The organism is Rubellimicrobium aerolatum, assembly GCF_017872975.1.
In the GTDB taxonomy this organism is placed as follows: domain Bacteria; phylum Pseudomonadota; class Alphaproteobacteria; order Rhodobacterales; family Rhodobacteraceae; genus Rubellimicrobium; species Rubellimicrobium aerolatum.
Genome location: NZ_JAGGJP010000001.1, coordinates 69,165 through 92,422, shown reverse-complemented (window position 1 = coordinate 92,422; position 23,258 = coordinate 69,165). Strand labels below are relative to the sequence as shown.

The following is a 23,258-nucleotide window of genomic DNA, read 5'->3' as shown; positions in this document are numbered from 1 at the left end:
CAGCCGGCCCTAGGCCTCCACGACCTCTTCGCCGGCCTCCACCTTCGTGAAGAAGCAGCTCCGCGCGCCGGTATGGCAGGCGGGACCGGTCTGGCGCACCGTCAGCAGCAGCGCATCGCGGTCGCAGTCGATCCGCATCTCGACCAGCTCCTGCACATGGCCGCTCGTCTCGCCCTTGGTCCAGAACGCCTGACGCGAGCGGGACCAATAGGTTGCGCGCCGAGTCTCAAGCGTCCGCCGAACCGCCTCGGCGGTCATCCAGGCCAGCATCAGCACCTCGCCGGTGGCGTGGTCCTGCGCGACGGCGGGGATCAGCCCGGCCTCGTTGAAGGTCAGCGTCGCGGGGTCGAAGGCCATGGCCGAAGTCCTTTGGCAAGCGGGCGGATCGCGCCTATCTAGGCGGGACGCGACGAGAGGGCAAACCATGTCGGACGGGGATCTCCTGCAACTCTACTCCGCGCGCATCCTGGCGCTGGCGGCGGACATCCCCCGGATCGGGCACCTGGCCGAGCCGCAGGGGGCCGCGCGCCGCAGGGCGCCGCTCTGCGGCTCGGTCGTGGGGGTGGAGCTGCGGCTGAAGGACGGACGCGTCGCCGACTTCGCGCAGGATGTGCGGGCCTGCGCGCTCGGGCAGGCGGCGGCGGCGGTGGTCGGCGCGGCGGTCGTGGGACGGACGCCCGAGGAGGTGCGGCGGGGACGCGACGCGCTCTGGGCGATGCTGCGCGAGGGGGGCGAGGCTCCGGCGGCGCCCTGGGACGGCTTCGCGGCGCTGATTCCGGCGCGGGAGCACCCGAACCGGCACGGCTCGATCATGCTGGCGATCGAGGCGACGATCGAGGCGCTGGACCAGGCCCGGGACGGCAAAAAGGCCGCCGCGACCTGATCGGTGCGCGGCGGCTGAAGTGACCCCCTCGTCGGGACACCGGGTCGCCGCGTCCCGAAGGGGCGGCGCCGGAACGAGGGGGCGGGCAGATCAGAACGGGCCGGGAAAGAGCAGCGCCGCCAGGAGAAGGGCCAGCAGGGCCAGCGTGCCCAGGGCATCCGACAGGAGCCCCCAGGCGAAACCGATGAGGCTGTCGTCGTCGTCCATGCTGTCCTCCTGTCGCGCGGCTTCCGTTGCTGATTTGTTCCCACGCCCTTAACCGCCTGTAAAGAACTTTATGAGAACATAGCAGGACCGGCGACAGAACGCCGGTCGGCCGTGATCCTTCGGGACGGCTGTCTGGACAGGTCGGGAAAGGGGATCGGGCGTGAAGGGCTGGCCGCATCGCGGGATGGGACGAAGCGGAGCGGCGGGGTCAGCCCACGCCGATCAGCCGAATCGCCTTGTCCTGCTCCATGAGCCAGAGGAGCAGACGCGCCGCCCGGCCGCGCGGGGACTCGAGGCGCGGATCGTCGGCCAGGAGCTTGCGCGCGTCGCTCTGCGCCACCTGCATCAGGCCCGCCTGCCGCTCCAGGTCGGCGATGCGAAAGCGTGGCAGGCCGGATTGCGCCGTGCCGATCACGTCGCCCGCGCCGCGAATCGCGAGGTCCTCCTCGGCGATGCGGAAGCCGTCCTCGGTTTCCCGCAGGAGGGTGAGGCGTCGCCGCGCCGTCTCGCCCAGGGGCGATTCATAGAGGAGGACGCAGGTGGACTGCGCCGTGCCGCGCCCGACGCGGCCACGGAGCTGGTGGAGCTGGGCGAGGCCGAAGGTCTCGGCCCGCTCGATCACCATGATGGAGGCGTTGGGGACGTTCACGCCGACCTCGATCACCGTCGTCGCCACGAGGAGCGCGGTGCGCCCCTCGACGAAGGCCTGCATCGCGGCGTCCTTCTCGCCGGGCGGCAGCCGGCCATGGACGAGTCCCACCTTCCCGCCCAGGACGGCGCGGAGCTGGCGGAACCGCTCCTCGGCCGCCGTGAGGTCGCTGACCTCGGATTCCTCGACCAGCGGGCAGACCCAGTAGGCCTGCCGCCCCTCGGCGATGGCGGCGCGGAGGCGGGCCACGATCTCGTCGAGCCGCTCGGTCGAGGCGAGGACGGTGGTCACCGGCTTGCGCCCCGGCGGCTTCTCGTCGAGCGCCGAGAGGTCCATGTCGCCATATTGCGCCAAGGCGAGGCTGCGCGGGATGGGCGTCGCGGTCATCACCAGCACGTCCGCCGTTTCGCCCTTGGCGCCGAGCTCCATGCGCTGCGCCACGCCGAAGCGGTGCTGCTCGTCCACCACGGCGAGGCGGAGGTCGCGGAAGGTCACGTCCTTCTGGAAGAGCGCATGAGTGCCCACCAAGATGTCGATGCGCCCCTCGGCCAGAGCGGCCAGCTTGGCGGCCCGCTCCGCCCCCTTGTCGCGACCCGTCAGCAGCTCGACCGTGACGCCGGCGGCCTCGGCCAGGGGTCTCAGGCCTTCGAGATGCTGCTGGGCCAGGATGCCGGTCGGGGCCATCAGCGCCCCCTGCCCGCCCGCCTCGACCGCGACCAGAAGCGCGAGCAGCGCGACCAGCGTCTTGCCGGCGCCCACGTCGCCCTGGAGGAGGCGGTTCATGCGGCGCGGCGCGGCCAGGTCGGCCTCGATCTCGGCCACGGCGCGGAGCTGGGCGCCGGTGGGCGTGTAGGGCAAGGCGCGCAGGACCCGCTCGCGCAGCCGCCCATCGCCGCGCGTCTCGCGTCCCCGGGCCCGGCGCGCGGTGGCGCGGGCGAGCGCGAGCGTGATCTGGTGGGCCAGCAGCTCGTCATAGGCGAGGCGCTTGCGGGCGGGGTCGTCGGGCGACAGGGCGATGGCGTCGTCCGGCGCGTGCGCGCGGGCCAGCGCCTCGCGCCAGGAGGGGAAGCTCTCGCGGGCGAGGAGGCCGGGGTCTATCCACTCCGGCAGCTCCGGGGCGAGGGCGAGGGCGGCGCGCGCGGCCTTGCCCATGGTCTTCTGCGTGACGCCGCCCATGAGCGGGTAGACCGGCTCGAAGACGGGGATCTGGTCGGCCTCGTCCTCGGGGAGGATGTGATCGGGGTGGGCCATGCGGCCCAGGCCGTCGAAGAGCTCGACCTTGCCGCTGACGACGCGGCGGCTGCCCAGGGGCAGCGCGCGGGCGGGCCAGTCGGCGGGCGCGTGGAAGAAGATGATCTGGAAGCTGGTCTGCGCGTCCGAGACGGTCACGACATGGGGCCGCCCCTTGGCCGCCGGGGGTCGATGCCGGTCCACCCGGACCGCGACGGTCAGGGTCGCGGGCAGCGGCACCTCCTGGATCGAGGCGCGGAGCCGCCGGTCCACGCCGCCCTGCGGCAGCGCGAAGAGGAGTTCGCGGGGCCGATCAAGGCCCGCCTGCTCCAGCGCGCGGGCGGTCTTGGGTCCGATGCCCTTGATCCGGGTGAGCGAGCCGAAGAGAGGCCAAAGGAGCTCGGGCCGGCCGCGCAGGGACGCGTCGGACGGATCCCGGCTGGCGGAACCGGGCGCGCCGGCGTCGGGCGTCGCGGCGGGCGATGTCGGATCGTCCTCGTCCCGGACGGGATCGAGGGGGCGGGATTCGCGGTCCCGGCGCTCCGGCGGCGGGACCTCCGCGGCGGCAGGGCCTTGAGGCTCCTCGGGAGGTCGGGAGCGACCCACCCTCAACCTCCGACGAGGGCGAGCCAGGTCGCCTCGTCGATGACCTTGACGCCCAGCCGCTCGGCGTCGCGGGCCTTGGAGCCCGCTCCCGGCCCGGCCACCAGGAGGTCGGTCCTGGCGGACACGGAGCCTGCGACCTTGGCCCCCAGCGCCTCGGCCCGGGCCTTGGCCTCGGCGCGGGTCATCCGCTCCAGGGTGCCGGTGAAGACGACGGTCAGGCCGGCAACCGGGCTCTCGGCGATGCGGGGGGCTGGGTTCTCGATGGTGAGGTGCGGGATGAGGCGGTCGATCGCCGCCCGCTCGGCCCCCTGATGGAAGGCAGTCACGACCGAGGTGGCGAGCACGCGGCCCACGCCGTCGATGGCGTTGAGTTCCTCCCATTCCGGCCCCTCGCCCACCTTCGCGGCGGTCATGGCCCGCTCGAACGCCTCCCAGGAGCCGTAGTGCTGGGCAAGGAGGGCCGACCCCGCCTCGCCCAGGTGGCGGATGCCGAGCGCGAAGATGAGGCGTGCGAGCGGGATGGTCCGGCGCCCTTCGATGGCGCGGAAGAGGTTCTGGGCCGATCTCTCGCCGTAGCCCAGGCGGTTCCTCAGCCTGGCGAGGTTGGCGCGGTCGCGCGCCTCCAGGGTGAAGATGTCGGCGGGCTCGTGGATCGGCAGGATGTCGTCACGGAAGAACATCTCGATCTGCTTGGTCCCCAGCCCTTCGATGTCGAAGGCGTTGCGGGAGACGAAGTGCTTGAGCTTCTCCACCGCCTGCGCCGGGCAGGCGATGCCGCCGGTGCAGCGGCGCACGGCGTCGCCCGCCTCGCGCGCCGCGTCCGAGCCGCATTGCGGGCAGGTGACGGGGAAGGCGAAGGGCTCGGAGCCGGCGGGCCGGCGGGCGAGGTCGATATCGACGATCTGCGGGATGACGTCGCCCGCGCGCCGCACCTCGACCCAGTCGCCGACACGGAGGTCGCGGCCGCCCCGGATCTCCTCGCCGGTCGCGGCGGAGCGACCGGCGATGTAGTCCTCGTTGTGAAGCGTGGCGTTCGAGACGACCACGCCGCCCACGGTGACCGGCTGGAGCCGGGCGAGCGGCGCCAGCGCACCGGTGCGGCCCACGTTCACGTCGATGGCGAGGAGGCGGGTCCAGGCCCTTTCGGCCGAGAACTTGTGCGCGACGGCCCAGCGCGGCGTGGTGGAGCGGAAGCCCAGGCGGCGCTGGAGCCCGAGGTCGTCCACCTTGTAGACGACGCCGTCGATGTCGTAGCCCAGCGTCGCGCGTTGCGCCTCGATCTCGGCGTAGGCGGCAAGGAGCGCCGCCGGGCCGTCACAGGGCCGCGCGAGCGGGTTCACCTCGAAGCCCAGATCGCGGAAGCGCTGGAGGGCGCCCCACTGGGTGTCGGACAGCGGCTCGGAGACCTCGCCCCAGGCATAGGCGAAGAAGCGCAGCGGCCGGCTCGCTGTGACGCGAGGATCGAGCTGGCGGAGCGAGCCGGCGGCGGCGTTGCGGGGGTTGGCGAAGACCTTGGCCCCGGTCTCGGCGGCGCGGGCGTTGAGGGCGGCGAAGTCGGCATGGGTCATGTAGACCTCGCCCCGGACCTCCAGCACCTCGGGCGCGGCCCCCCGGAGCCGGTTCGGGATGTCGCCCACGGTCAGGGCGTTGGCGGTGACGTTCTCGCCCACCTCGCCGTCGCCCCGCGTGGCAGCCTGCACGAGGCGGCCAGCCTCGTAGCGCAGGGAGAGCGAGAGGCCGTCGATCTTGGGCTCGGCCACGCAGGCGAGCGGCGCATCGGCGGAAAGGTTCAGGAAGCGCCGGGTGCGGGCGTCGAACTCCTCGATCTCCTCGGGGCGGAAGGCGTTGGCGAGGCTCAGCATCGGCACGCTGTGGCGGACCTTGCCGAAGCCCTCGGCGGGCGCGGCGCCGACCTGCTCGGTCGGGCTGTCAGGGCGCTTGAGATGAGGGAAGCGCGCCTCGATGGCGGCGTTGCGGCGCTTGAGCCCGTCGTAGGCCGCGTCCGACATGATGGGCGCATCCTCGGCGTGGTAGGCGGCGTTCGCGGCGGCGAGCTCGGCGGCGAGACGGGCGAGCTCCCGCGCGGCCTGCGCCTCGGTCAGGAGGGCGACATCCTGCGGGACGTCCAGATCGCTGCTGTCCATGCGGCTTGCCCTCCTCCTGCCCGACGGAGTGATAGGCAGCGCGCCTTGCCGGGTCCAGTGCGCCCCGACGGGAGCCGCGATCCGAAGCTGAAGGTCGGTCCGGGACGTCGGACCAAGCCGGCCTTCGGCAGGATGCGGAGCGCCAGGCGGAGCCGCCCGCAACACCGGGATGGCGGTGCCGATAGGGCGATGGAGGAGCAGGTTCCCGAACGACGGCCCAAACCTGCCGCTGCGAGGGAGCTGGCCGGGCGAACGGGAGCGTTGGATGGCTGCGCGGGCGTGGCCGTGCGCCGGCGGAACCTTGCAGATGCTATGGATGCAAGCTGGTCATTGCAGGTGGACTTGTCCGCCGCGCGACGGTCGGACGTGGTCCCGTGGCCCGGACGCTGGGGCCCGGAACGATATCAAGGTCCGGTCCTTGCGGAAAAGGGCCACTGGCGGGATGCCTCGGGGTGCGGCGCATCATCGGCGAGCCGCGCCGTCACGATGGGGCTGCCGTCCGGGTTCGAGCATCGCGGCGGAGGCCGGGAAGGCGTCGGACGGGTCCGGCTCAGGCTCCGACGGCAAGGCGCTCGATGTCGCGGTAGACGGGATCGGGGTCGCGGAGGACGTAGCCGCGGCCCCAGACCGTCTCGATGTGGCTGTCGCCGCCCGTGGCCTGCGCCAGCTTCTTGCGGAGCTTGCAGATGAACACGTCAATGATCTTGAGCTCGGGCTCGTCCATGCCGCCGTAGAGGTGGTTGAGGAACATCTCCTTGGTCAGGGTCGTGCCTTTCCGCAGGCTCAGGAGCTCCAGCATCTGATATTCCTTCCCGGTGAGGTGGACGGGCTGGCCGGCGACCTCGACCGTCTTGGTGTCGAGGTTGACCGAGATCCGGCCCGTCCGGATCACCGATTGCGAGTGGCCCTTGGATCGACGTATGATCGCATGGATGCGGGCCACCAGCTCCTCCCGGTGGAAGGGCTTCGTCAGATAGTCGTCGGCGCCGAAGCCGAAGCCCTTGAGCTTGCTCTCGGTGTCGTCGTCGCCCGAGAGGATCAGGATCGGCGTCTCGACCTTGGCGACGCGGAGCTGGCGCAGGACCTCGTAGCCCGGGATGTCCGGGAGGTTGAGGTCGAGCAGGATCAGGTCGTAGTCGTAGAGCTTGGCGAGGTCGATCCCCTCCTCGCCCAGGTCGGTGGCGTAGACGTTCAGGTTCGCGTGCGTCAGCATCAGCTCGATGCTGCGGGACGTCGTCGGATCGTCTTCAACGAGCAGGATTCGCATCCCTGGTCTCCGCTATCGATTCTGTTGCCCAGTATAGGCACGAAATAGTTAACTGCCCGTTACGCGCGCGTTCAGCGTGGCCGTTGACGTCATAGTTGTCGATAGGCCTGCAACTTGGTGGTCCGCAGCGCCCCCTCGCCGTAGAGGGTCACCGCGGTTTCCCACTGGATGAATTCCTCCTCGCTCAGCCCGTAGGTCGAGAGCGCGGTCGCGCGGGAAATGAGCCCCGCCGCCACGGCGCGGACGACGGCCGCCTTGCGGGAGGCGACCCATCGTCGCGTGTCGGCGGGCGGAAGATCCGCCCGCGTCATGATCGTTCCATCGGGCAGCGTCACCGAACGCGGCCCATCCACCTTGCGTAGAAACATCGCTCACCCCTGTTTGACGATCTTCGCGAAGGGGACGATGCACTTGGGCGACTTAAGGCTTGATGAAGCCCGCCCTTGTGAATATATGGCATTTTCCTATATTCTACGATGCCTTGGGTCCGCGTCCGGACCCGTCGGCCGGAGCCGGTGCCCATGCCCCTCGATCCCGTCCTGGCCCCCGTTGGGCTGAACTCCCTGGGACTGCCCAAGCCAGTGGCCGAGACGCGGGTCGTCGTGGCGATGTCCGGGGGGGTGGACAGCTCGGTCGTGGCGGCGATGCTGGCCGAGGAAGGCTACGACGTCGTGGGGGTGACGTTGCAGCTCTACGACCACGGCGCGGCGCTGGCGCGGAAGGGCGCCTGCTGCGCCGGGCGCGACATCCACGACGCCCGGCGGGTGGCCGAGGCGATGGGATTTCCTCACTATGTTCTCGATTACGAAACGGTGTTTCGCCAATCCGTGATCGACGAATTCGCCGACAGCTACCTCGCCGGGGCGACGCCGGTGCCGTGCATCCGCTGCAACGAGCGGGTGAAGTTCCGCGACCTGCTGGGAGTCGCGAAGGACCTGGACGCCGACTGCATGGCGACGGGGCACTACATCCGGCGATTCGCCGGGCCGCACGGGCCGGAGCTGCACCGCGCGGCCGACCCGGCGCGGGATCAGTCTTATTTCCTGTTCTCGACCACGACCGAGCAGCTTTCATACCTGCGGTTCCCGCTGGGAGGACTGGGGTCCAAGGCCGAGACGCGGGCGCTGGCGGCGCGCTACGGGCTGCCCGTGGCGGACAAGCCGGACAGCCAGGACATCTGCTTCGTGCCGTCGGGCAACTATGCGGCGGTGATCGAGAAGCTGCGCCCCGGCGCGGCCGAGCCGGGCGACATCGTGGACCACGAGGGGCGGGTGCTGGGGCGGCACGACGGCGTGCTGCGCTACACGGTCGGGCAGCGGCGGGGCCTTGGGATCGGGGGGCTGGAGGAGCCGCTGTTCGTGGTCCGGCTCGATGCCGACCGGCGGCAGGTGGTGGTCGGGCCGCGCGAGCTGCTGCTGTCGCGGACGGTGGCGCTGCGCGAGGTGAACTGGCTGGGCGACGGGGCCTTCGAGGGCGAGCAGGAGGTGCTGGTGCGCGTGCGCTCCACCCGCCAGCCAGTGCCGGCGCTGCTGCGGCCGGTGCCGGGCGGGGCGGAGGTGACGCTGCTTTCGCCCGAGGAGGGCGTGGCGCCGGGGCAGGCCTGCGTCTTCTACGCGCCCGAGGGCAGTCGCGTGCTGGGCGGCGGGTGGATTGCGCGAGCAGCGTGAGGGCGGTCTGGCGGGCTGAAGTCCGCCCTACATTCTCGACAGGATCGCGCGGGCCGCCCGAAGGCCCGGGGGCTCCCCGCCCTGCCCCAGCCTTTCCATGGTCAGGCGCATGGCGTCGCGCTGGGTGCCCGGGTCATCCAGCAGCTTGAGGATCGCGTCGGCGATGGGGCCGGGGCGGCAGGCGGGGCCGAGGAACTCGGGCACGGCGCGGGTGGCGGAGACGATGTTGACGAGCGTCGCTGTGTCGAGCCGGACCATGCGGTGGACAACCTGCCAGGTGAGCCAAGCCATGTCGTAGGCTATGACCATGGGCGTCCCGCCGGCGGCCAGCTCCAGCGAGACGGTGCCTGAGGCGGCGAGGGCGGCATCGGCGGCCTTGAAGGCGGCGCGCTTGGTGGCCTGCCCCAGGGGGTCGGCGCGGGGATTGAGGATCACCGGCTTGACGGGCCATGGGGCGATGAGGTCGCGCAACAGGTCGGCCACGGGGGCGGCGGCGGGCAGCAGGATGCGGGTGTCGGGGCGATTGGCCGCGACCTGGGCCAGCGCTTCGCCGAAGCGGGCCGACAGGCGCTCGACCTCGCTGCGGCGCGAGCCGGGGAGCGCGAGGATCACCGGGGCGTCGCCGAGGCCCAGGGTGCCACGCAGGGCGCGGGCCTCGGCCGCGGTCGCCACCGGCTCGGCGACGACGGGATGACCCACGAAATCGCAGGGGATGCCCTGCGCCTCCCAGAGCGGCGGCTCGAAGGGGAAGAGGGCGAGGAGGTGGTCGGCGACGCCGCGCAGCTTGCGGGCGCGGCCGGGGCGCCAGGCCCAGATCGTCGGGGCGACGTAGTGGACGCAGCGGAGGCCGGTGCCCCGCACGGCTCGGGCGACGCGGAGGCCGAAGTCCGGGCTGTCGATGGTCAGCAGGATGTCGGGGCGGGCAGCGCGGACGGCGGCGATGGTCTCGTCGAGGCGGCGGCGCAGGAGGGGGTAGCGGCCCAGCACCTCCACGAGGCCCATGACGCTGAGATCGGACATGGGAAAGCGGCTGCGGAGGCCCTGCCCCTCCATCAGCTCGCCGCCAATGCCGTCGAAGGCCACGTCGGGGCGCAATTCGCGCAGGCCCGCCATCACCGCCGCGCCGAGCTTGTCGCCCGAGGCCTCGCCGGCGACGAGGAAGACCCTCATGGGCCGGGCTCGCGGACCCAGAGGACGAGGCCTGCCGCGTTCGCCGCCGCCACGGTCGCCGCGCGGTCGAGAACCATGACGCCGTTCGATTCGATCACGATGGCGGAAAGGCCGGCGGCGCGGGCGCGCTCCATGGTCGCGGGACCGATGGCGGGGAGGTCGGCGCGGCGGTCCTGGGTCGCCTTGGGGGCCTTGTAGAACAAGGCGTCCCGCGCGAGGTCGCGGAGGCTGTCGAGCATGAAATCGGTGCCCGGAAGCGCCTCAACGGCGAGGACCTGTCCGCGCCGGACGACGACGCCCTGGCCGATGTCGGCGGGGGCGAGGATGCGGTGGACCTGCTCGGCCCGGGCGGCGTCGGCCTCGTGGGCCGGGGTGGGCCGGGCGGCGGTCAGGACGCCGGCGGGCGGCAGGAGGTCGGGCGCGATCTCGTGGGCGGCGTGGATGGCGAAGCCCGCCTCCTCGAAGAGCGACAGGATGACCCGGAGCGCGCCGTCGTCCCCGGCCCGCGCGGCGGCGAGGAAGCGGGGGACGAAGGGCATGGTCAGGGCGTCGATCTGGGACGGGTCCACGGAGGGACGCCGGATGCCGCCGCTGAAGCAGACGCCGGTGACGCCCCTTTCGCGCAGCGCGACGAGGAGGCGGCCGAGGTGCTCCACACGGAACGGCAGCGGCTCGCCCGGCGGAGGGGCGAGGTCGGTGCGGTCGGAAAGGACGCAGGCGAGGTGCGGACGGCCCTCGCGCCCGAGCGTGGCGGCGAGATGCCCGGTGAGCGCGCCGGGGCTGCCGATCAAGGCGATCATCGGGGCGTCAGGAACTGGCGGTCGGAGGAGGAGAGCACGAAGTCGGCCCATTCGCGCACCATTGCGCTGTCGGCCGAGGCGAGGGCGCGGGCGCGGTCCTGGAAGGCGCCCTCGCCGTCGCGGAGGGCTTGGTAGGCATGGCGCAGGGCCGTGATCTCCTCGCGCGGGACGCCACGCCGCTTGAGGCCGACGAGGTTGAGGCCGTCGAGCTCGCCCCGCGGGCCCTGGACGAGGCCATGCGGGATCACGTCGTGCGTGACCATGGCGAGCGCGCCGATCATCGCGCCCCGGCCGATGCGGACCCACTGGTGGATGCCGGCGAGGCCGCCGATCACCACGTCGTCGCCGATGAGGCAATGGCCGGCGATGGCGGCGCAGTTGGCGACGATCACGCGGTCGCCCACCTGCGCGTCGTGCGCGACGTGGCAGCCCGCCATGAACAGGCACCCCTCGCCCACCCGCGTCTCGCCGCCGCCGCCGGCGGTGCCGAGGTTCATCGTCACGTTCTCGCGGATGCGGTTGCGGGGGCCGATGCGGAGGCGCGTCCGCTCGCCGGCGTATTTCAGGTCTTGGGGAATCTCGCCCAGCACGGCATGGGGGAAGACGGTGGTGCCGGCGCCGATCTCGGTGTCGCCGGCGACGACGACGTGGGACCGGAGCTCCACCCCGTCGCCGAGGACGACCTCGGGGCCGACGAGGCAGAAGGGGCCGATGCGGACCCCTTCGCCCAGCCGCGCGCCGGGATCGACGATGGCGGAAGGGTGGACCGTCATGCGCCGGGCAGGACGATCATGGCGGTGAACTCGGCCTCGGCCGCGACCTCGCCATCGACGGTGGCGGTGCCCTTGAGCTTCCAGACCTTGCCGCCGGGGCGGCCGCGCAGCGTCTCCACATCCATGAGGAGCTGGTCGCCGGGGACGACCTTGCGGCGGAAGCGGCAGTTGTCGATGCCCATGAAGTAGATGAGAGCGCCCTGGTCGAGCATGTTGAGGCCGAGGCCGATCATCACGCCCGAGGTCTGGGCCATCGCCTCGATGATGAGGACGCCGGGCATCACCGGCTCGGAGGGGAAGTGGCCCTGGAAGAACTGCTCGTTCGCGGTGACGTTCTTGACGCCTTGGGCGCGGGTCGTTCCTTCCACGTTGCGGACCTTGTCCACGAGCAGGAACGGGTAGCGGTGCGGCAGGATCCGCTGGATGAGCTGGAGGTCGGCCCCGGTCAGGTGCTGGCCCTCGGCCGTCGGCTGATCCATGGTCCCGTCTCCCCTCGCTGGTCGAGGGTTGCCTAGCAAGATGGCCCCCACCCCGCAAGCGCCCCCGGATCAGCCGCCGCCGGGCGGCGCGGCCTCCTCGGCCATGGGCGCGGGATCCTGAACCGGGGCGGCCTCGGGCCGCCCGGTGCCATCGCCGATCTGCTCGTCGATCGCGGTAATGGCGGCGTCGGTGACGTCCACGAGACCCACGCTCAGGAAGACATCCCGACGCTCCAGGATCACGGCGGCTCCGCTGTCGATCATCAGGCGGTCCAGAACAGGCTTGACGGTGTCCAGGAAGACGCTGCGGGACCGGGTGGCGGCGTCCTGAAGCTCGGCTTCCTTGGCGTCCTGGGCGGCGCGTATGGACTGGACGCGGGCGTCGAACGCCTCCGCCTCGGCGCGGAAGGCCTCGATCTCCATGGCGGGGCGGCGCTCGGTGAGGGCACGCTCCTCGGCGGTGAGCTGGGCGGCGAGGCGCTCGTTCTCGGCGGCCAGCGCCTCGGAGCGGAGGCGCAGGTCGGCGGCGAGCCGCCGGCCGTAGCGCGTCTCGGCCAGGAGGCGCTCGGCGACGATGGTCAGCACGGGGCTCTGGACCTGCCCCAGGGCGAACCCCTCCTGCGCCCCGGCCCCGAGCGGGGCCAGAGTCAGGAGGGCGGCCGCGATCAGGGCCCGGCCGCGCATCAGAAGCGCGTGGAGACGGTCACGTCGAAGTTCTGGACCTCGTCGTAGTCCTCGGAGATCAGCGGCCGGCTGAAGTTGAACCGCAGGGGCCCGAGCGGCGTCGTCCAGAACAGCGACAGGCCGGCGCTGGCGCGCGGCGTGAACTCGTCGCCGAGGATCGTCACGTCGTCCCGCGACTTGCCGACCTCCCAGAGCGAGCCGTAGTCCACGAAGGCGCCGCCGGCGACGCCGTATTCCTCGGGAACCGGCAGCGGGAACTCGGTCTCCAGGCGGGCGACGGCGAAGGCGTTGCCGCCCAGCGCGTCGCCGGTGTCGGCGTCGCGGGGGCCGATGCCGCCCCTCTCGAAGCCGCGCATGATGCTGGAGCCGAGGAAGTAGCGGTCAGTCACCCGGCTCTCGCCGTCGGTGTAGTTGAGGACGCCGCCCTCGACGGTGGCGCGCAGGGTCACGTCCTCGCCCAGGACCCGGGTCTCGGCCGAGGCGAGCGCGCTCGACTTGATGAAGGTCCGGTCGCCGAAGCCGTATTCCTGGCCGGCGCGGAAGGCGTAGTTCGTCGGCGTGTCGATGTTGTTGCGGCGGGTGTCGAAGCTGTAGGTGAAGCCGACGGAGTTGGTCCAGATGCCGCCCTGGTCGGCCTCGTCGAAGATGATGAGAGAGGCGCGGTCGTCGGCGTCGTCCGTGCGGTCGCCCGCCACGTCCGTGATGTCGGTGAACTCGGCGGCATAGAAGACGTTCAGCCGCCCCCTCTCGCTGAGCGGGAAGCCGAGCGACGGCGAGAGGCGGAAGGCGCTGGTGTCGTAGAGCGCGCTGGCGTTGTCGGTGGCGCGGTAGCTGAGATCGATCCCGGCTTCGAGGTCGCGGTTCAGGAACTCGGGCTCGATGAACTCGAAGTTGAAGCGCCGGTTGTCCTGGCCGGTGGAGATGTCGAATTGCAGCTCCTGCCCGCGCCCGAGGAAGTTGTCCTCGGAGAAGGAGGCGATCAGGGCCGGGCCGTCGTCGCTGGAATAGTTGACGCCGAAGGACAAGGAGCCGGTGGGCTGCTCCTCGACGTTCACGTCGATCACCACCTGATCCTCGGCCGAGCCGGGACGGGCCTGCACGTCGGCATTGGCGAAGTAGCCCAAGGCGCGGATGCGCTCGGCCGATTCGCGGATCTCGCGCGGGTTGAAGGGGTCGCCTTCGACGGTGTTGAACTGCGAGCGGATCACGCGGTCGAGCGTGGTGGCGTTGCCCTCGATGTCGATGCGTTCCACGAAGATGCGGTCGCCGGGGACGAGGGCGTATTCGATGTTCAGGAGGAGACCGCGTTCGTCGCGGGTGATGCGAGGATCGACGCGGAGGAAGTTGATCCCCTGCCGCAGCGCCAGCGCCTCGATCCGCGAGATGTCGGCGTCGATGGCGACGGGGGAGTAGGACTGCCCCCGGTCGACGCGGACCGCCCTCTCGAAGAGGGAGGGGTCCACCTCTGGGATGGTGCTCGTCACGGTGACGGTGCCGAAGCGGAAGCGCTGCCCCTCCTGCACGTTGAAGGTGATGAGATAGGCGTCGCGTTCCCGCGTCAGGTTGACGTCCACGCTCTGGACAACGGCGTCGGCGTAGCCGCGCGAGCGGTAGAAGTCGGTGAGGAGCTGACGGTCGAGGTTGACGCGGTCGGCGACGAAGGTGTCGCTGCCGATGATCGAGCGCAGGAGCCCGGCCTGCCGCGTCTCCAGCACGTTGCGGAGCCGCCGGTCCGAGAAGCCGCGGTTGCCGACGAAGGAGATCCGCTCCACCTCGGAGACGCCGCCCTCGGCGATCTGGAACACGAGGTCCACGCTGTTGTTGTCGCGGCGGATGATGGCCGGCGAGACGACGGCGTTGACCCGGCCGGACTCAACGTAGGCTTGGGCGATGGCGGCGGTGTCCTGCTCGGCCTGGGTGGGCGAGTAGATGCGCCGTTCCACCGAGCCCACGAGGATGGCGAGATCCTCGTCGGAGATCGAGTCGTTCCCCTCGAAGGCAATGCGGCCGACCGTGGGCCATTCGCGGACGCGAATGACGAGGGTGTTCCCCTCGGGCACGAGGTCCACCGACTCGAAGAGGCCGGAAGCGCGGATCGCCTGGGCGGCGTCGTTGAGCTGGCCGGCCGAGACCGCCTCGCCCTGCGCGATGCCGGCCTGCGCGAGGATGGTTCCGGCCTCGATCCGCTGGTTCCCCTCGACCCGGACCGAGCCGAAGCTGAACGTCTGCGCGCCCAGGGCCAGGGGGGCCGCCGTCAGGAGGAGCGTCGCAAGCAGGCGCCCACCCATGCCCGAGCGACGCCCAAGCCACCGCAATCCGCTCATCTCCACCGCCCGCGCCTTGTTGGTTTTTCGGCTTCCGGCCTAGCCGCATCCCGGGCTTTTGTCAAAAGCAACGGGACCGGGGCGGCGAGGTCGGCCGGGGGCGCGTCCCGCCGGGCCACACCGGCGGATCAGGGGCAGAGGAAGAGGTCGTTGGCGACGGCCCAGATCATCAGCGTGAGGAGGAGCGACAGCCCGGCCCCCATCAGCACGCGCAGCGCGCGGTCGCCGGGCGGCCGGCCGGTGACGGCCTCCCAGGCGTGGAAGACCAGATGGCCGCCGTCGAGGATCGGGATGGGGAAGAGGTTCATCAGCCCCACCGCCGCCGAGAGGACGGCGAGGAAGGACACGAAGCTGAAGGCCCCCTGCGAGGCCATGGCACCCGAGGCCTCGGCGATGCCGACCGGGCCGGACAGGTTGCAGGTGGAGATCGCGCCGGTGAGCATGTGGCCCATGCCCGACAGCGAGGAGCCCAGCACGAACCAGAGCTGCGCCACCGAGTCGCCCAGGGCCTCGAGGAGGCCCGGCGTCCGCGTCTCGGCCTCGAAGGCGGGGCCGCCGGAGAGGCCGACGAGCCAGCGCGTCTCGAAGCCGCCCTCGGGAAGCGGCAGGTCGGTGCGGCGCGGGACGACCGTGAAGAGGTGCTCCTCGCCGCCACGCCAGACGAGGACGCCCAGCGGGCGCCCCTCGGAGACGCGGACGATGTCCACGAGCTCGTCGAAGGCCTGGATCGGCTGGCCGTCGATCTCCAGCACCACGTCGCCGGCGCGCAGGCCCACGTCCCAGGCGGCGCTGTCGGGCGAGACGGAGGCGGCGACCGGCGGGAACGGGTGCGGTCCCTGCACGGTCAGCTCGTCTCCGCCGCGACGGATCGCGTAATCGACCGAGCGGGCGGGCGGCAGGTCGGAGATGACCGCGCCCAGCGTCTCGACGCCGACCGGGCGGCCGCCGATGGCCAGCACCTCGTCGCCGGGACGCAGGTCCTGGGCGTAGCTGTCGGGCAGGTCCACGAGGCGGGCGATGGTGAGGGGATCGGTCGGGCGGCCCTGCACGAGGCCGAGGACCAGGAACAGGAGGATCGTCAGCAGGAAGTTCGCGAAGGGCCCGGCCGCGACGGTCGCCGCCCGCGCCCAGAGCGGCGCGCCGAGCATCGTCTGGCGGCGGCGGTCCGGCGGGATCGCGCCCGGGGCGGCGCCGACCGAGGCGGCGTTGGCGTCGCCCAGGAACTTGACGTAGCCGCCGAAGGGCAGCGCGGCGACCTGCCAGCGGGTGCCGCGACGGTCGGTCCGCGCGAACAGCACAGGGCCGAAGCCCAGCGAGAAGACCTCGGCGTGGATGCCGGTCCAGCGGCCGACGATGTAATGGCCGTATTCGTGGATCGCGACGATGATCGAGAGCGCCACGACGAAGGCGAGGAGCGTGAAGGCGAAGCCGCCGAACTGCGGGAGGAACTGCGTGGCGTCCAAGGTCTCACCCCTTCAGGCCGGCCACGGCCTCGCCCGCGCGGAGGCGGGCGATCCGATCCGCTTCGAGGACATCCCCGAGGCCTGGCACGGCGTCCCCCGAACTTAGGCGCGGCATGGCGTCGTCGCCAGCCAAGCGGTCGAGCGCCCGCGTCACGACCGTTGCCATGTCGGTGAAGCCCAACCGCCGCGCGAGGAAGGCGTCGAGCGCGACCTCCTTGGCGGCGTTGAAGGCGGCGCCCGTCAGGCCGCCCTCCTCCATCACCCGGCGCGCGAGCGCGAGGGCGGGATAGCGGGCGTCCTCGGGGGGACGGAAGGTCAGGCGGCCGATGGCGGCGAGGTCGAGCCGCGCGACGGGGAGCTCGGCCCGGTCGGGATAGTTGAGGGCGAAGCCGATGGCGTGGCGCATGTCGGGCGCGCCGAGATGCGCCATCATCGCTCCGTCGCGGAAGCCCACGACCGCGTGGACGAGGCTTTCCGGGTGGACCACGACCTCGATGGCCGAGGGGACCAGGCCGAACAGCTCGCGCGCCTCGATCATCTCCAGCGCCTTGTTGAACATGGAGGCCGAGTCGATGGTGATGCGCTGGCCCATGGCCCAGTTCGGGTGCGAGGACGCCTCCTCGACGGTGGCGCGGGCCAACCGCTCCAGCGGCCAGTCGCGGAAGGCCCCGCCCGAGGCGGTGAGGACGACCCGCTCGACCGCGCGGGCGTCCTCGCCGCGCAACGCCTGGAAGATCGCGGAATGCTCGCTGTCCACGGGCAGGATCGTCGCGCCGCTCTCGCGCGCCGCCTGCATCACGGAGGGGCCGGCGGCAACCATGGTTTCCTTGTTCGCGAGGGCCAGCGTGCCGCCGTGGCGCAGCGCCTCCAGCCCCGGCATGAGGCCCGCCGCGCCGACGATGGCGTTCATCGTCCAGTCCACCGGGCGGGCCGCCGCCTCGGCCACGGCGGCCGGGCCCGCGGCGACCTCGATCCCCGTCCCGGCGAGGCGGTCGCGGAGGTCGCGATACAGCGGCTCGCAGGCGGTGACGGCGAGGCGGGCGCGCAGGCGCACCGCGTCGCGGGCGAGGAGGTCGATGTTGGTGGAGCCGGTCAGCGCCTCGACCTGATAGGCTTCGGGGTCGCGGGCGATCAGGTCGAGGGTGTTCTGGCCGATGCTGCCCGTCGCGCCGAGGATCGTCACGCGCCTCACGGCCGGACCCCCGGCACGCCGAGGGCCGCCGTCACCAGCAGCATGAACAGCGACGCGCCGAGCAGGGCGTCGAAGCGGTCGAAGAGGCCGCCATGGCCGGGGATCAGGGCCGACGAGTCCTTGACGCCCATGCGGCGCTTGAGGGCGCTTTCCGCGATGTCGCCCCACTGCGAGGCGATGCTGAGGAGGATCGACAGCGGCACGATCTGGGGGCCGACGACCGCGAGGCCGTCGAAGATTAGGCCGACCCCCGCCGCCCCGGCCCAGCCGGCGACGGTGCCCGACCAGGTCTTCTTGGGGCTGACGCGGGGCCAGAACTTGGGGCCGCCGATCAGGCGGCCGGCGAAGTATCCCGCCACGTCCGTCACCACCACCACGCCGATCAGCCAGAGGAGCCAGAAGAAGCCGTAGTCGAGCCGGAAGGTCACGAGGCCCCAGCCCGCCACCTGCACGGCGAGGGCGAAGGCGAGGAAGGTCAGCCGCTCGCGCCGCAGCGTGATCGCGCCGGCGAGGGGGGCGATGAGGAAGAGAGCGAGGCTCCAGCTTTCCTGGAGCTCCAGCTGGCCGGACAGAACGCTGGCCACCAGGGCGGCGAGGAGCATCCCCCGCGTCGGGCCCTGGGGCTCGATCATGGTCCAGAGCTCCCAGATCATCACGGCGGTGACGAAGACCGTGACCATCTGGAACCACACGCCGCCCGCCACCACGGCCGCTGTGCCGACCGCGATCATCACGGCGGCGGAGGCCGCGCGCGGCGCGAGGTCCGCCCATCTGGACGGATCGGCGGGAGCCCTCACGCGGGAGCCCGCACCGCCCCGAAGCGGCGGTCGCGGGCGGCGAAGGCCCGGACGATGCGCGCGAACTCGGGCGCGCTGAAGTCGGGCCAGAGCGTGTCGATGAACTCGTATTCCGCGTAGGCGGATTGCCAGAGCAGGAAGTTGGAGATCCGCGCCTCGCCGCTCGTGCGGATGACCAGATCCGGGTCGGGCAGGACGCGGGTGTCGAGGAACCTGGCCAGCGTCTCGGCGTCCACGTCCTTGTGGGACAGGCGGCCCATCTCGATCTCGTAGGCGAGCCGCTTGGCGGCGCGCGTCACCTCGTCGCGGCCGCCATAGTTCAGCGCGATGGTCAGGTGCACGCGGTCATTGCCCGAGGTCAGCAGCTCCAGGTCGTCCATCAGCGTGACGAGCTTGCCGTCGAGCTTGATGCGGTCGCCGATGAAGCGGACGCGGACGCCGCGCCGGTAGAGATCCTGCGCCTCGCGCTGGATGTAGCGGCGGAAGAGCGACATGAGGCCCGCCACCTCGGACTGGGTGCGCGTCCAGTTCTCGGTCGAGAAGGCGAAGATCGTGAGATACTTCACGCCGAGGTCGGGGCAGGCCTCGACGATCTCGCGGATGCGCTTGGCGCCGGCGTGGTGGCCGAGCAGGCGCGGGCGCCCGCGCATCTGCGCCCAGCGGCCGTTGCCGTCCATGATGATCGCCACGTGCCTGGGTCCGGGCCGGGGTCCGGCCGGGCCGACGCCCGCAGGGCCATCCGTCTTGCTGTCAAAGGCCATCGCCGAGCTCCGGGGGAAGAAACAGGTCAGACCTGCATGATTTCGGCCTGCTTGGCCTCGAGGGTCTGGTCCACCAGCTTGATGAAGCGGTCGGTGAGCTCCTGCACCTCGCCCTCCCAGAACTTGGCGTCGTCCTCGGAGATGCCGTTGCCCTTGGCCTTCTTGATCTGGTCCATGCCGTCGCGGCGCAGGTTGCGGACGGCGACGCGGGCGTGCTCGGCGTAGTTGGCGGCGACCTTGGACAGCTCCCGCCGCCGCTCCTCGTTGAGCTCGGGGATGGGGAGCATGATGATCGTGCCGTTGGTCTGGGGGTTGATGCCCAACCCCGAGTCGCGGATCGCCTTCTCCACCTTGGAGACCATGCCGCGGTCCCAGACGTTGATCGTCACCATGCGCGGCTCGGGCACGTTGACGGTGCCGAGCTGGTTGATGGGGGTCATCTGCCCGTAGGCTTCGACCTGCACGGGCTCCAGCATGGTGCCGGAGGCGCGCCCGGTGCGGAGGGAGGCGAATTCGGTGCGAAGGGATGCGATCGCTCCATCCATCCGGCGCTGGAGGTCGTCGGTGTCGAGTTCGAAGTCGTCGGCCATGTGGGTGCTCGTCCCGGTAGCGGTCACGGGTTCGCCGCTCTATAGCCGCAACGCGGCGGCGTTGTATAGGTGCGGAGAACCGGCCGTTCCGCCGGACTCGGCCGGGTGGTGCCGCCCTGCCCGCCTCGCGGACGGATCGGGACGGTTCGGGGCCAAGGGGCCGGGGTCGTGGCCTCGCAGGGCGGGGTGAACCTTGCCTCGCGCGTCCGCGCATCCGATCGCCGGACAGACTAAATCCCCGCGAGGCCTCCGGGTTCACTCCCGGGCTCGCGGGGACCAGGGGCGCGCGAGCGGGAGCACCGGCCGCTATTTAGCGGGCTGGGTCTCAGTGGCATCGAGGGAGAACGCCCGTAGGGCGCCTCGGCCTCCCTGGCCGGGTATCTGGCCGCTCCTGGCCCATCGCGTGTGTCTGCCCCCGGCCTTGTCGGGGCCGGGATTGCTCTTCGTCTCTCGTCTCTCCTTTCCGCCCCCTGCCGTCGGGGCCAGCGTCTCCGCCCCTGGGGAGCGCCGGGCCGTGCGGACGGGGGCCGCTTGCGTGTGGTCGTGCGGGGGAGAGAGTCGCACGCAGGCGTTAACGCCGCCTGACAGCAACGAACGCTCGGCCCCCGGTTCGCGCAACGCCCCCGGCGAGGGAGAGGCGGCAGCGAATCAGGGCGGGGGCGAGCGGGCCGGCTGGCTCGTCCGGCGGCGGCCGTCGCCGCGTGTTTGGGCCAAGTCGATGAGCCATGCCCTCTCAACTTGGCCCAAATACGCACCTTGCGCCGCCCGGGACGGGCGCACGGGCGGGGCGTGGGGGGTGGACCCCCGCCCCGCGGGGCCGTCAGGGCGATTCGTAGGCCGAGCCGTCGGCGGCGTGGCGGGGCTCGGTGACGTAGCGGCCCTGAGGGGGCACGGCGACGGCGCGGAACTCGTGGGCCAGGCGGTGGAGGCTCGCGCGCAGCTCGGGGCCGTGGAGGGGCTGGCCGTGGAAGGTGAGGGCGAGCTCGGGCTCCAGGGCGGCGAGGCGGCGGACCGAGTCCTCGGAGGCCTCCCAGTCCACCGTGAAATACTTGGGCGGGCCGTGCATCTCGGGCGCCTGCACGGCGACGGCGTAGACGGATTCCTGCGCGGTGGTCACGAAGGCGTCGCCGGCGATCAGGGTCCGGTCGGCCTCGCGCCAGAGAGAGACGTGGCCGACGCTGTGGCCGGGTGTGTGGAGCCAGCGCCAGCCGGGCATGAAGGGCACGGAGCCGTCGGACGGCAGATCGTGGAGGCGGGCGCCGACATCCACGGGGGTCGGCGGGAAGAGCGGGGCGAGCCGGGCGAGGAGGCCGCCGCCGACCGTGGGGTCGCCGGGCGGATAGGAGGCCGCGCCGGTCAGGTAGGGACGTTCGAGGGGGTGGGCGTGGACGGGCACGTCCCAGTCCTCGGCCAGCGTCTCCAATGCGCCGACGTGGTCGAAGTGGCCGTGGGTCATGACGATGGCGGCGGGGCGCGCGCCCTCGCCGAAGCGGGCGGCGGCGGCGGAGCGGATGAAGCCCGCCGTGCCGGGGAGGCCCGCGTCGATGAGGACCCAGCCCCGGTCGCCGGCGCCGGGCGGCCCCCAGAACACCACGTTCACGAGGCCGAGGCGGCGCCAGGCGAGGTCGGGGGCGACCTCGTGGGTCTTGTCGTGGCGCGCGGCGTCGAGCGCCTCGTCCACGGCGACGGCGTCGGGGGACACCGGGATCTGCTGGGCCATGGGCCGCCTCCCTGCTGGGGTCGCGCGGTCAACCGCGACCCCGGCGGGGCGGTTCCGGGCCTCGGCCCTGGACGCCCTACCCCTGCACGGTCGTGTAGGTGCCCCGGCCCGCGAGGATGCCCCGGAAGCCGCCGGGCTCGTCGAGCGAGAAGACGATGATGGGGAGGTTGTTGTCCCGCGCCAGCGCGATGGCCGAGGCGTCCATGACGCCGAGGTTGCGGGTCAGGACCTCGGTGTAGCCCACGCGGTCGTAGCGCTTGGCGTCGGGGTGCTTCTTGGGGTCCTTGTCGTAGACGCCATCGACCTTGGTGCCCTTGAAGATGGCCTCGCAGTGCATCTCGGAGGCGCGCAGCGTGGCCGCCGTGTCGGTGGTGAAGTAGGGGTTGCCGGTGCCGGCGGCGAAGATGCAGACGCGCTTCTTCTCCAGGTGGCGCACGGCGCGGCGGCGGATGTAGGGCTCGCAGACCTGATCCATCGGGATCGCGCTGATGACGCGGGTGAAGACGCCGATGTCCTCCAGCGCCGACTGCATGGCGAGCGCGTTCATCACGGTCGCCAGCATCCCCATGTAGTCGGCCGTGGTCCGCTCCATCCCCTGCGCGGAGCCCTGGAGGCCCCGGAAGATGTTGCCGCCGCCGATGACCATGCAGATCTCCACGCCCAGGTCGCGGACGCTTTTGACCTCCTGCGCGATGCGCTGGACGGTGGGCGGATGAAGGCCGTAGCCTTGGTCGCCCATCAGCGCCTCGCCGGAGATCTTGAGCATGACGCGCTTGAAGGCGGTCCGGGGCGCCGGGGTCTGGGGCGCCTGGGACTCGGGCGTCTGGAATTCGGGAGCCTCGGGTTCGGGCGGCTGGGCCTCGGGTTGGGTTGCGTCGTTCATGCCCGGGTGCCTCCGCCTGCTTCCACCGGCGCCCCCAATGTCGCAAAGAGCCGGGGGTTTCAATGGGAGGCGGCGATGGACCTGAGCGGGATACCCCCCGATCGGCCGGTGCTGATCGCGGGGCCGACGGCCTCGGGGAAGTCGGCGCTGGCCTCGCGCATCGCGCGCGAGGGCGGCGGGGTGGTGGTGAACGCCGACGCGCTCCAGGTCTACGAGGGCTGGCGGGTGCTGACGGCGCGGCCGAGCGCGGCCGAGGAGGCCGAGGTGCCGCACGCGCTGTTCGGGCACGTGGGCATGGCGGAGCCCTATTCGGTCGGGCACTGGCTGCGGGAGGTCGCGCCGCTGCTGGAGGGCGCCCGGCGGCCGGTGATCGTCGGGGGCACCGGCCTTTACCTGAGCGCGCTGACCGAGGGGCTGGCCGAGATCCCGCCGGTGCCGCCCGAGGTGCGGGCCGAGGGGGATTCGCTGCCGCTCGGCGTCCTGGTGGCCGGGCTGGACGCGCGGACGGCCGAAGGGCTCGACCTTCGCAACCGGGCGCGGGTGCAGCGGGCCTGGGAGGTTCTGCGGGCGACCGGGCGGGGGCTGGCGGAGTGGCAGGCCGACACGCCGCCGCCGCTCCTGCCGCTGGCGCGCGCGGCGGCGCTGGTGCTGCGGCCCGAGGTGCCCTGGCTCGACGCGCGGATCGCGGCGCGGTTCGGCGCGATGCTGGAGGGGGGCACGGTCGAGGAGGCGCGGGCGCTGCTGCCGGCGTGGCGGGAGCGGGCGCCGGCCTTCCGGGCGCTGGGGGCCGAGGAGATCCGGGCGCACCTGCTGGGCCGGCTGACGCTGGAGGAGGCGCGGGCGCGGGCGGTGCTCGCGTCGCGGCTCTACGCCAAGAGGCAGCGGACCTGGTTCCGCTCGCGCATGGGGGCGTGGCGGGCGGTCGCCGTGCCGGAGGGGTGAGAGGGCGGCGCGCTTCCGGCATTGACC

General features: G+C 72.1%; 21 protein-coding genes. 3 read left to right on the top strand and 18 right to left on the bottom strand.

Annotated elements, in window-relative coordinates:
- Positions 1–9 precede the first annotated feature (9 nt).
- Positions 10–357, bottom strand: coding sequence for a phosphoribosyl-AMP cyclohydrolase (hisI, locus tag J2Z33_RS00455; protein WP_209836769.1), 348 nt, complete (start codon positions 355–357; stop codon positions 10–12).
- A 67-nt stretch (positions 358–424) separates the two neighbouring features.
- Between hisI and J2Z33_RS00450 the strand changes: the two genes are divergently transcribed.
- Positions 425–883 carry an iron-sulfur cluster assembly scaffold protein gene (locus J2Z33_RS00450; protein ID WP_209836767.1) on the top strand — a complete coding sequence of 153 codons (459 nt, stop codon included), beginning with the start codon at positions 425–427 and terminating at the stop codon, positions 881–883.
- 415 nt (positions 884–1,298) lie between these two features.
- Here the strand turns inward: J2Z33_RS00450 and recG are convergent, their stop codons facing one another.
- The 4 genes from recG to sciP all read right to left on the bottom strand — a co-directional run bounded on the left by recG (position 1,299) and on the right by sciP (position 7,354).
- Positions 1,299–3,386 carry an ATP-dependent DNA helicase RecG gene (gene recG / locus J2Z33_RS00445; RefSeq protein ID WP_209837458.1) on the bottom strand — a complete coding sequence of 696 codons (2,088 nt, stop codon included), beginning with the start codon at positions 3,384–3,386 and terminating at the stop codon, positions 1,299–1,301.
- 191 nt (positions 3,387–3,577) lie between these two features.
- Positions 3,578–5,719, bottom strand: a complete 2,142-nt coding sequence (ligA, locus tag J2Z33_RS00440) for an NAD-dependent DNA ligase LigA (protein WP_209836765.1) — start codon at positions 5,717–5,719, stop codon at positions 3,578–3,580.
- A 550-nt stretch (positions 5,720–6,269) separates the two neighbouring features.
- Positions 6,270–6,986: a response regulator transcription factor CtrA gene (ctrA, locus tag J2Z33_RS00435; protein WP_209836763.1), complete on the bottom strand. Its 717-nt coding sequence runs from the start codon at positions 6,984–6,986 to the stop codon at positions 6,270–6,272.
- An 89-nt stretch (positions 6,987–7,075) separates the two neighbouring features.
- Complete coding sequence (gene sciP, locus J2Z33_RS00430) at positions 7,076–7,354, bottom strand: CtrA inhibitor SciP (protein ID WP_209836761.1); 279 nt, start codon at positions 7,352–7,354, stop codon at positions 7,076–7,078.
- Positions 7,355–7,507: 153 nt separating this feature from the next.
- Between sciP and mnmA the strand changes: the two genes are divergently transcribed.
- Positions 7,508–8,653 (top strand): tRNA 2-thiouridine(34) synthase MnmA, encoded by a 1,146-nt coding sequence (mnmA, locus tag J2Z33_RS00425; RefSeq protein WP_209836760.1) that lies wholly within the window; start codon positions 7,508–7,510, stop codon positions 8,651–8,653.
- Between the two features lie 27 nt (positions 8,654–8,680).
- Here mnmA and lpxB read toward each other — a convergent pair whose 3' ends face one another.
- The 13 genes from lpxB to pyrH all read right to left on the bottom strand — a co-directional run bounded on the left by lpxB (position 8,681) and on the right by pyrH (position 22,172).
- Entirely contained in the window at positions 8,681–9,823 is a 1,143-nt protein-coding gene (gene lpxB, locus J2Z33_RS00420; protein ID WP_209836758.1) for a lipid-A-disaccharide synthase, read from the bottom strand.
- Positions 9,820–10,623, bottom strand: a complete 804-nt coding sequence (locus tag J2Z33_RS00415; protein ID WP_209836756.1) for an LpxI family protein — start codon at positions 10,621–10,623, stop codon at positions 9,820–9,822. Before J2Z33_RS00415 ends, lpxB begins: the two co-directional genes overlap by 4 nt.
- Complete coding sequence (gene lpxA / locus J2Z33_RS00410) at positions 10,620–11,396, bottom strand: acyl-ACP--UDP-N-acetylglucosamine O-acyltransferase (protein ID WP_209836754.1); 777 nt, start codon at positions 11,394–11,396, stop codon at positions 10,620–10,622. The genes J2Z33_RS00415 and lpxA overlap by 4 nt, the downstream gene beginning before the upstream one ends.
- Entirely contained in the window at positions 11,393–11,875 is a 483-nt protein-coding gene (gene fabZ, locus J2Z33_RS00405; protein ID WP_209836752.1) for a 3-hydroxyacyl-ACP dehydratase FabZ, read from the bottom strand. The genes lpxA and fabZ overlap by 4 nt, the downstream gene beginning before the upstream one ends.
- Before the next feature lie 69 nt (positions 11,876–11,944).
- Positions 11,945–12,559: an OmpH/Skp family outer membrane protein gene (locus tag J2Z33_RS00400; RefSeq protein ID WP_209836750.1), complete on the bottom strand. Its 615-nt coding sequence runs from the start codon at positions 12,557–12,559 to the stop codon at positions 11,945–11,947.
- Positions 12,559–14,847 carry an outer membrane protein assembly factor BamA gene (bamA, locus tag J2Z33_RS00395; RefSeq protein ID WP_245218360.1) on the bottom strand — a complete coding sequence of 763 codons (2,289 nt, stop codon included), beginning with the start codon at positions 14,845–14,847 and terminating at the stop codon, positions 12,559–12,561. The genes J2Z33_RS00400 and bamA overlap by 1 nt, the downstream gene beginning before the upstream one ends.
- Positions 14,848–15,011: 164 nt before the next feature.
- A complete protein-coding gene (rseP, locus tag J2Z33_RS00390; RefSeq protein ID WP_209836728.1) occupies positions 15,012–16,346 on the bottom strand; it encodes an RIP metalloprotease RseP in 1,335 nt (444 codons plus the stop codon).
- A 4-nt stretch (positions 16,347–16,350) separates the two neighbouring features.
- Entirely contained in the window at positions 16,351–17,538 is a 1,188-nt protein-coding gene (gene dxr, locus J2Z33_RS00385; RefSeq protein WP_209836726.1) for a 1-deoxy-D-xylulose-5-phosphate reductoisomerase, read from the bottom strand.
- Positions 17,535–18,335 (bottom strand): phosphatidate cytidylyltransferase, encoded by an 801-nt coding sequence (locus tag J2Z33_RS00380; protein WP_209836724.1) that lies wholly within the window; start codon positions 18,333–18,335, stop codon positions 17,535–17,537. Before J2Z33_RS00380 ends, dxr begins: the two co-directional genes overlap by 4 nt.
- Entirely contained in the window at positions 18,332–19,096 is a 765-nt protein-coding gene (gene uppS, locus J2Z33_RS00375) for a polyprenyl diphosphate synthase (protein WP_209836722.1), read from the bottom strand. Before uppS ends, J2Z33_RS00380 begins: the two co-directional genes overlap by 4 nt.
- A gap of 26 nt (positions 19,097–19,122) precedes the next feature.
- Positions 19,123–19,686, bottom strand: coding sequence for a ribosome recycling factor (gene frr, locus J2Z33_RS00370; protein WP_209836720.1), 564 nt, complete (start codon positions 19,684–19,686; stop codon positions 19,123–19,125).
- 820 nt (positions 19,687–20,506) lie between these two features.
- A complete protein-coding gene (locus tag J2Z33_RS00365; protein WP_209836718.1) occupies positions 20,507–21,406 on the bottom strand; it encodes an MBL fold metallo-hydrolase in 900 nt (299 codons plus the stop codon).
- A 76-nt stretch (positions 21,407–21,482) separates the two neighbouring features.
- A complete protein-coding gene (gene pyrH, locus J2Z33_RS00360; RefSeq protein ID WP_209837456.1) occupies positions 21,483–22,172 on the bottom strand; it encodes a UMP kinase in 690 nt (229 codons plus the stop codon).
- 192 nt (positions 22,173–22,364) lie between these two features.
- Between pyrH and miaA the strand changes: the two genes are divergently transcribed.
- A complete protein-coding gene (gene miaA, locus J2Z33_RS00355) occupies positions 22,365–23,231 on the top strand; it encodes a tRNA (adenosine(37)-N6)-dimethylallyltransferase MiaA (protein WP_209836716.1) in 867 nt (288 codons plus the stop codon).
- The last annotated feature ends 27 nt before the right edge of the window (positions 23,232–23,258 follow it).